The following is an 8,362-nucleotide window of genomic DNA, read 5'->3' on the forward strand; positions in this document are numbered from 1 at the left end:
TATTCTTTCCTTTAGTTTCCAAAAAAGGTAAAATAAAGTGGTACACGAATAAAAGGTTAAAAATAAAAATACGGGAGGTATTTTGTGAAAGAATTTTTGAAAAATTGGGGTATTCTGATTCTAGTACTAGCAGCCCTTCTATTAGCGCGTGTTTACGTATTCACACCAGTCACTGTCAATGGACATTCAATGGATCCAACTTTGAACGATGGTCAGCGATTGATTTCATCAAAAATTTCAAAATATGAGCGTTTTGACATCATAACAACCAAAGAACCTGGAGATGAAGATCGGATGATCGTGAAGCGTATCATCGGCTTACCAGGAGATACAGTAAAAATGGAAAATGATCAGTTAACGATCAATGGAAAAAAATATGATGAGCCTTACTTAGATGAATTCAAAAAAGAATTTGCTGATGATAAGCTACAAGATGAATATTCCTATAGCCAAGCTTTTCAGGCACAAGCAGAAAATGCACAAAAATTTACAAGTGATTTTGACTATACGGTGCCTAAAGGAGAGTATCTGGTTCTGGGTGATAACCGTCTGATTTCTAAAGATAGTCGGATGTTTGGATTTGTCGATAAAGATATGATCCAAGGGAAAGTTGTTTTCCGTTACTGGCCACTCAATGAAATCAACGTCATCTGATGGAGAGTAAAAATGAGACAATCACTGATAGAAGTGACTGCCTCTTTTTTTCTGTCTTTTCTGACCTTGGGGATAGTGATAAAAACTAGTGAAAATATCCCTTTTAATCAGTTATAAAACTCTATGCACTTGGTTTTTGGTAACGAACTAATTAGGACTGAAAAATTCTCACTGTAAAAAATGATGAAAATCAAGTATAATACCATAGGAACAAACTGGAAGGTGAACGAGGGAATGGCACAACTATTTTTTAAGTATGGCGCAATGAATAGCGGCAAGACAATCGAGATTTTAAAAGTAGCTCATAATTATGAAGAACAAAATAAACCAGTTGTGTTAATGACAAGTGGTATCGACACAAGAGACGGCGTAGGAGTTGTTTCTAGCCGAATCGGCTTAAAACGAGAAGCAATGCCGATTTTTGAAGAAACAGATGTCTATGATGTCATTTTAAAAATGGAAAATAAACCGTATTGTATATTGATTGACGAGGCGCAATTCTTAAAAAAAGAGCATGTTATTGCGTTCACGAAAATTGTTGATGAATTAAACATTCCGGTGATGGCGTTTGGCTTGAAAAATGATTTTCGAAATGAATTATTTGAAGGATCAAAATATTTATTACTTTATGCAGACAAAATCGAAGAGATGAAGACCATTTGCTGGTTTTGTCATAAAAAAGCAATTATGAATTTACATTATATTGATGGGAAACCCGTATATGAAGGGGACCAAGTCCAAATTGGTGGCAATGAAGCCTATTACCCGGTTTGTCGGAAACATTATTTCCACCCATCGATTATTACAGAAGGAGAATAAGCATGTACGATCAATTACAATCAATTGAAGACCGTTATGAAGAGCTTGGTGAATTACTAAGCGATCCAGAAGTGATCACGGATACAAAACGATTTATGCAATTGTCAAAAGAAGAAGCAAATACTCGTGAAACAGTTGAAGTCTATCGTCGCTATAAGGAAGTCGTTCAAGGAATCAAAGATACCGAAGAGTTGCTTGGTGAAAAATTAGACGATGATATGGCTGAAATGGCAAAAGAAGAACTTTCTGAATTGAAAAAGGAAAAGGAAGAATTAGAGGAAAAAATCAAGATTCTACTACTTCCTAAAGATCCTAATGACGATAAAAATATTATCATGGAAATTCGTGGAGCCGCAGGTGGGGATGAAGCAGCATTATTTGCTGGAGACCTATTCAATATGTACCAAAAATATGCAGAATCACAAGGCTGGAAAACAGAAGTCATGGAAGCAAGCATCACGGGTATTGGCGGATACAAAGAAGTAATCATGATGATTACAGGGGATAATGTCTATTCTAAATTGAAATACGAAAGTGGTGCTCACCGTGTACAACGTGTACCATCAACAGAATCCCAAGGCCGTATCCACACGTCAACAGCAACAGTCGTTGTGATGCCAGAAGCAGAAGAAGTCGAAATCGATATCGAAGATAAAGATATCCGTACAGATATTTATCATGCATCTGGAGCTGGTGGACAGCACGTCAATAAGACAGCTTCAGCGGTTCGTTTAACACACTTGCCTACGGGAATCGTCGTTGCGATGCAAGATGAACGTTCTCAATTGAAAAACCGAGAAAAAGCAATGAAGATCTTACGTGCACGTGTGTACGATAAAATTCAACAAGAAGCACAAAGCGAATACGATGCGAATCGTAAATCTGCTGTAGGTACAGGAGACCGTTCTGAACGAATCCGTACGTACAATTTCCCACAGAATCGCGTGACAGACCACCGTATTGGATTAACCATCCAAAAACTCGATCAAATACTTGCCGGAAAACTTGATGAAATCGTTGATGCACTTATCATGTACGATCAAACATCGAAATTGGAAGCAATGCAAAATGGGTAAGACCACATATCGAGAAGTCCTCTCACGGGCTTCTTCTTTTTTAGAATCCAAAACGATCGAAGGATACAGTATCCAATTTCTGTTTTTTGAAAGAAAAAATTGGAGTAAAACAGATTGGTTGATCTATATGAATGACCCAATATCAACAAAAGATCAAGAAATGATCGATCAAGATATGGCACTGCTTTTGAAACACTTGCCCCCACAATACATCTTAGGGTATGCGGATTTTTATGGTCATCGTTTAAAAGTGACAAAAGACACGTTGATCCCTCGACCAGAGACCGAAGAATTAGTCCAACTGTGTTTAGACGAGACTTCTAATGAAAGATTAGACGTTGTTGATGTCGGTACGGGTACTGGAGCGATAGCAATCAGTTTAAAATCGAAGAGACCTTCTTGGAAGGTGTCAGCTGTTGATCTATCAGAGCAAGCATTAGCAGTAGCAAAGGAAAACGCGAACCAGGAGTCTGTCGATATTTGCTTTTACCATGGGGATACATTGGCTCCAGTGAGTGCGCAAAAGTTTGATATCATCATTTCAAATCCACCATACATCAGCATCGCTGAATGGGATCTGATGGATGAAAGTGTTCGGACATATGAACCGAAAATGGCATTATTTGCAGAAGACCAAGGATTAGCAATCTATAAAAAAATTGCTAAAGAATCAAAAGACTTATTGAAATCAAAGGGTAAGATTTTTTTGGAGATAGGGTTTACGCAAGGTGTTGCTGTAAAAAGAATTTTTGAAGACGTTTTTCCTGATAAAAAAGTGCGTATCAGAAAAGATCTATTCGGAAATGAACGGATGATCATCGTAACAGATTAGTTGTGGATGAAAATATTTTTTTCTGTTTTTTTATTATAAAAAAACATTGATTTAACAAGCATGTAACCGACTTTTTAACTTATCAACAGACTTATCCACTATTGACAAAATAGTTATCAACAATCTGTTGATAAGAAGTGAATAAAATGGAATAAATCAAGTATTCAATAAAAATGGGGTGTGGATAGACTGTGGAAACAAAATATTATAACGAAGAACAATTAAAAGAAGCCGCTCAAGCATTAAAGTCGGGTGAACTGGTGGCATTTCCAACAGAAACTGTGTATGGGTTAGGTGCTAATGCTCTTTTGCCAGAAGCTGTCAAGCAAGTGTTTTCAGTAAAAGGACGTCCACAAGACAATCCGTTGATCGTCCATGTGTCATCATTTGAACAGGTGAAAACGTATGTGGATAACTTTCATCCAGCGACGGCAAAAATTGTTGAGAATTTTTGGCCTGGGCCACTTACTTTGATTTTTGAGATTAAAAAAGGCAATCTTCCTTCGATAGTGACTGGTGGTTTATCCACAGCAGCTTTTCGCATGCCAGATAACAAAAAAACTTTGACTACGATTGAGTTGGCTGGAGTTCCTCTGGTCGGTCCGAGTGCCAATACATCTGGAAAACCTAGCCCTACGACTGCAGCTCACGTTTTCCATGATCTACAAGGAAAGATTACAGGGATCATCGATGATGGCGCTACTCGAATCGGTGTAGAATCCACTGTGATCGATCTCAGTGATCCAGCAGCTGATCCTATGATATTACGTCCTGGCGCTGTGACTAAAGAACAATTGGAGGCAGTAACTGGCGGTAACGTAACGATCGATCGCCATTTAGTGCAAAGTTCTGAAACACCGAAATCTCCTGGAATGAAGTATAAACATTATGCACCAGATACTCAAGTGATGATGGTTCGTCCAGGGGATTGGTATGAGGCAGTCCTCTGGGCAAAAGAAAAGGCATTACGTGTTGGTGTGATTGCAGGACCAACGATTGCGGAAGCTGTTCGCTTTGATGTAGCGGCTGTATATATGTATTTCAATGATTCTGTTGAAGCAGCAACTAAAGGATTATTTGCTGGATTAAGAGGGCTGGATGAGGAAAACCTGGCGCTTGATCTGATTTTGGTGGAAACTTTTCCTGAAGCTGGTCTAGGCAATGCGTATATGAATCGTCTCAAAAAATCGGCAAACCAAAAATATTTTGAAAAATGATCTTACGTATCTTGTTCCCAGCTTTTATTATGATACAATGCAATAAAGTAAACTCAATTGAAAAAAAGATGAGAGTTTACAGGTTGAACTGATTTTTGTTTGCTAGAAAATCTGTTTGATACACAATATAGAGGAGCTGTTGTTTGTGGTAGACTACAAAACGTTTGACCCTGATTTATGGGCTGCAATCGCAAAAGAAGAACAAAGACAAGAAAATAATTTGGAGCTTATTGCTTCCGAAAATTTTGTTTCTGAAGCAGTGATGGCAGCTCAAGGAAGTATATTGACGAATAAATACGCAGAAGGTTATCCTGGACATCGATATTATGGTGGCTGTGAATTTGTTGATATTGTTGAAAATTTGGCAATTGACCGTGCAAAAGAATTATTTGGCGCAAAATTTGTAAATGTTCAACCTCATTCCGGATCCCAAGCAAATACGGCGGCATATCTTGCCTTAGTAGAACCTGGCGACACGATTTTAGGAATGGATCTTTCAGCAGGAGGCCATTTGACACATGGGTCCCCAGTTAATTTTAGTGGTAAAACGTATCATTTTGTTGCCTATGGAGTAGACCCAACAACAGAAGTCATCGACTATAATGTGGTTCGGATCTTAGCAAGAAAACATCAGCCAAAGTTGATCGTTGCTGGCGCGAGTGCATATGGTAGAACGATCGATTTTGCCAAATTTAGAGAAATCGCGGATGAAGTTGGTGCAAAATTAATGGTCGACATGGCGCACATCGCTGGATTAATAGCAACTGGTATGCATCCAAGCCCAATTCCTTATGCAGATATCACAACAACAACGACACATAAGACGTTACGTGGGCCTCGTGGTGGAATGATTTTGACCAATGATGAAGCATTAGCTAAAAAAATCAATAGTGCTGTCTTCCCAGGGATTCAAGGAGGACCATTAGAACATGTGATAGCGGGTAAAGCAGCGGCATTCAAAGAAGCATTGATGCCTGAGTTTAAAGAATATAGTAAACAGATCATTTCTAATGCAAAAGCCATGACAAAAGTGTTCAATCAAGCAATCGGTACCCGAGTAGTATCTGGTGCAACAGACAATCACTTAGTCTTGATTGATGTACGTGGGTTGGAATTGAATGGAAAAGAAGCAGAAAGAATCTTAGATAGTGTCAATATCACTGTCAATAAAAATTCAATTCCATTTGAAACGCTAAGTCCGTTCAAAACCAGTGGTATCCGTATCGGCACACCAGCAATCACTACACGTGGATTTAAAGAAGCAGATGCCACTAGAGTAGCAGAACTTGTCGTGAAGGCTCTACAAGCAAAAGACAATGAAGCACAACTAGATGAAGTGCGAGCAGGGGTACGTGAATTAACGGGAAAGTATCCTTTATATAATAAATAAAACATATGGTTGAAGACGAGCAATGTTGTACCACAAGAAATAAGCAGAAGCGTACGGAATTTATTTTTCAAATTTTACGAATTTCGCTTTATTTTGCAAAAAGTTGCTTTTGGAACAATGTTTACTCAAAAAAGAGGGATGTGGACAAGTATTTTGTCACGTCCTTCTTTTTTTCGAAGCCAATTCGAAGTACAGACTGATTTTTTGACTTTTTCCTTTTAGCTATCTAGTATATGAGGTGTAATTTGGCTCTTTATCAAAACAAGGGGGAATCACGATGACCGAACGAATTTCATTAGAAAAAGAAGCAGTTGAATTTAGCGATGCCAATGCACCTCACCCCAGAATTTATGAATTACCGCCAGAAGAAGGGCGTGCGCTTTTAGAAAAAGTACAAGATTCATCAGTTGATAAATTACCAGTAGATGTTGAAGATCTGATCGTAGATACAAAGGATTGGGGAAAAATCAATGTTCGGCTCGTGCGACCAGAAGGAAATGTCGATAAGCTACCAGTTATCTTCTATATCCATGGTGCAGGTTGGGTATTTGGCAGCGCTCAGACCCACGATAAATTAATTCGGGAGTTAGCTGTCCGAACGAATTCAGTGGTAGTATTTCCTGAATACAGCCGTTCACCTGAAGCAAAATATCCAGTAGCTATTGAACAAAATTATTTTGTTTTACAAAAATTAAGAGAATTAGCAGAATCAAAAGGATTAGATCTTACGAAATTGAGTGTAGCAGGTGATTCAGTTGGCGGTAATATGGCCACTGTTATGACTCTTTTGACGAAACAGCGTCAAGGTCTGTCTATCCATAAACAATTGTTGTATTATCCAGTGACAGATGCCAATTTTGATACAGATTCTTATCAAGAATTTGAAGAAAATTACTTTTTGACTAAAGAAGGTATGAAATGGTTTTGGGATCAGTATACAACAAATGAAAAAGAGCGTGCAGAAATCACAGCCTCTCCTTTGCGTGCTTCTTTAGACGAATTGAGGGATCTGCCACCAGCAATGATTTTAACTGGGGAAGCAGATGTGTTACGCGATGAAGGAGAAGCATACGCTCGAAAACTTAGAGCAGCAGGAGTTCCTATTACACAAGCACGTTTCCAAGGAATCATCCATGACTTCGTGATGGTCAATGCGATGGATCAGACCAAAGCGACCCGAGCAGCAATGGCTCTATCTACACAATGGCTGAAGGAAGACTAGAATGATACCTTCTGTGTAGCGTATCTTGTAATGTTTTATAGTAATCAGAAACAGTAAAAATAACAAATAATAAGTGGTTAGTTTACTTTTTTGTTATTTTTTACTGTTTTTTTTAGTATGATCGATTTGTTTTTTTATTTGGGCTATTTTCTTTAGAAAATTCATGAGTTATACTAGTCAATTGACGTAATTTGTTTTACAATTAAAAAGAAACGACAGAACAAAGGAGACCAGAAAAATGGGCAAATTTCAAGTGATCGACCATCCATTGATCCAACACAAACTAACTATTATTCGAGACAAAGATTGCGGGACAAAAGTTTTTCGTGAGGTTGTTGACGAGATTGCTATGTTGATGGCATATGAAGTATCACGTGATATGCCGTTGGAAGATGTTGTCATTGAAACACCAATCACAAAATCAACACAAAAGACGTTATCTGGTAAAAAAGTAGCAATCATCCCAATTCTTCGAGCAGGTATCGGAATGGTTGATGGTATCTTAGAATTGATCCCAGCTGCAAAAGTAGGTCATATCGGATTGTACCGTGATGAAGAAACACTTGAACCACATGAATATTTCGTTAAATTACCGGAAGATATCGATGTACGTCAATTATTTGTTGTTGATCCAATGTTGGCAACAGGTGGTTCAGCGATCATGGCGATCGATGCATTAAAAGAACGTGGCGCATCAAATATTAAATTTGTATGTTTAGTTGCCGCTCCAGAAGGTGTGAAAGCTTTACAAGAAGCACATCCAGATATTGATATCTATACTGCTGCATTAGATGAAAAACTAAATGAACATGGATATATCGTACCAGGATTAGGCGATGCTGGTGATCGTTTATTCGGTACGAAGTAAGGGGATTAACCTTAAAAAATCAAAATAAAATACGCAAGACGAGGTTCATAATGAATCGACCCCAAAAAGTTAGACCAAAAATCTAACCTTTTGGGTGGACTTGGTATAATAAACTAGACAATAAATTAAGGGAAAGAGAGGATCTAGATTATGCCAAGGCGTTCATTTGATAAAGCATTTAAAATCGCCGCTGTAAAACTGGTAACTGAAGAAGGATTTTCTGTTAAAGAAGTTAGCCTACAGCTAGAAGTTCACGCTAATAGCTTGTATCGATGGGTTCAAGA

At 38.2% G+C, this 8,362-nt stretch carries 9 protein-coding genes; all 9 read left to right on the forward strand.

What is annotated here, in order from left to right:
* Positions 1-84: 84 nt before the first annotated feature.
* Positions 85-654, forward strand: a complete 570-nt coding sequence (lepB, locus tag DVW83_RS02460; protein WP_081134560.1) for a signal peptidase I — start codon at positions 85-87, stop codon at positions 652-654.
* 234 nt (positions 655-888) lie between these two features.
* Positions 889-1,473 (forward strand): thymidine kinase, encoded by a 585-nt coding sequence (locus DVW83_RS02465; RefSeq protein WP_081134559.1) that lies wholly within the window; start codon positions 889-891, stop codon positions 1,471-1,473.
* A gap of 2 nt (positions 1,474-1,475) precedes the next feature.
* A complete protein-coding gene (prfA, locus tag DVW83_RS02470) occupies positions 1,476-2,549 on the forward strand; it encodes a peptide chain release factor 1 (protein ID WP_005879255.1) in 1,074 nt (357 codons plus the stop codon).
* Positions 2,542-3,381, forward strand: coding sequence for a peptide chain release factor N(5)-glutamine methyltransferase (gene prmC / locus DVW83_RS02475; RefSeq protein WP_104660520.1), 840 nt, complete (start codon positions 2,542-2,544; stop codon positions 3,379-3,381). The genes prfA and prmC overlap by 8 nt, the downstream gene beginning before the upstream one ends.
* Before the next feature lie 191 nt (positions 3,382-3,572).
* Positions 3,573-4,598, forward strand: coding sequence for an L-threonylcarbamoyladenylate synthase (locus DVW83_RS02480; protein WP_104660521.1), 1,026 nt, complete (start codon positions 3,573-3,575; stop codon positions 4,596-4,598).
* A 145-nt stretch (positions 4,599-4,743) separates the two neighbouring features.
* Entirely contained in the window at positions 4,744-5,988 is a 1,245-nt protein-coding gene (gene glyA, locus DVW83_RS02485; protein ID WP_104660522.1) for a serine hydroxymethyltransferase, read from the forward strand.
* Positions 5,989-6,265: 277 nt separating this feature from the next.
* The gene (locus DVW83_RS02490) at positions 6,266-7,210 is read left to right on the forward strand and encodes an alpha/beta hydrolase (protein WP_104660523.1); all 945 of its coding nucleotides are present in this window, start codon (positions 6,266-6,268) and stop codon (positions 7,208-7,210) included.
* A gap of 238 nt (positions 7,211-7,448) precedes the next feature.
* On the forward strand, positions 7,449-8,078 hold the full coding sequence (gene upp, locus DVW83_RS02495; protein WP_104660524.1) for a uracil phosphoribosyltransferase: 630 nt from the start codon (positions 7,449-7,451) through the stop codon (positions 8,076-8,078).
* Positions 8,079-8,228: 150 nt separating this feature from the next.
* Positions 8,229-8,362 (forward strand): transposase (locus DVW83_RS02500; protein WP_153226969.1); only part of this gene is annotated, 134 nt, incomplete at its 3' end.

It is taken from the genome of Enterococcus sp. VV15 (assembly GCF_005236045.1).
Classification (GTDB): domain Bacteria; phylum Bacillota; class Bacilli; order Lactobacillales; family Enterococcaceae; genus Enterococcus_B; species Enterococcus_B durans.